Source organism: Allotamlana fucoidanivorans (genome assembly GCF_006265225.1).
Lineage (GTDB): Bacteria > Bacteroidota > Bacteroidia > Flavobacteriales > Flavobacteriaceae > Allotamlana > Allotamlana fucoidanivorans.
The window spans coordinates 1-837 of the sequence record NZ_VDCS01000053.1 but is presented as its reverse complement, the minus strand read 5'-3'; the positions used below and the strand labels follow the sequence as shown (position 1 = coordinate 837).

Annotated in this window: 1 pseudogene; it reads right to left on the bottom strand. The window is 30.0% G+C overall.

The features are described 5' to 3' along the window. Positions 1 to 268: 268 nt before the first annotated feature. Positions 269 to 837, bottom strand: a pseudogene (locus tag FGF67_RS17310) (hypothetical protein); the annotation flags it as partial.

The following is an 837-nucleotide window of genomic DNA, read 5'->3' as shown; positions in this document are numbered from 1 at the left end:
TTGTTTAGTTTTCCTGTTGTAAGTTCGTCTAAAATTTTCAGTTTAAAAGGTTCTGAATACCGTCTGATTACTTTGTCATTTTTGTACATAATGTTTGAAATTATGTAGCCTTTATTCAGGACGGGGCAATATGCTCTACAACGTGTTTGTATAAGATTAGTTGCGTGGTTTAAGCAACTAATTTAGCAAATACAAACCGAATAGAAAATCCGCGAGGATTTTCGTAAGTAGGCTCGTCCCAAGCAATTAATTTTATACGTTGTTGGCATTAGTTATTTTTATTCAGTTCGTTAATTTTTTGTTCGATAAATAATTGTTCAAAATCTTCTAATTTTAAACTCTTTATATAGTCCAAATTCTTTTTATTAACACCAGAGAAAAAACCTGATGATTGAACATAAGAAAATTTTATACTATCTAATTTCACATTTATACTGTCTTTTCCAATTTCCTCCATAAATAGCGATATTTGTATGGAAGCATTTTTATCAGGAAGTACTAAATTCGTTCTGTACTTATCAGTATCGCTCCATTGAAAAATTGCATTTTTGAACATTTTTAAATCGAGACTATCTTTTTGAATTTGTATTGGATGTTCATAATTAGATTTCAAGTTCAATTCCACTATCTCTCCTGCTAAAGTAGTCGCGATAAACGCAAAAGAACTAACTGCTATTATTAATGGTTTTGGCAGAAATTTTATTTTTTCAGTTCCGATTGAGTTTTGTTTTCTGTAACGATAGGAAAAAGGTAAAACTAATAATGCTATAAAATCGGAATAGTCAACAACTCGATTTATTCCGATTCCGACACCATTCAAATAGTCAATAACAGATT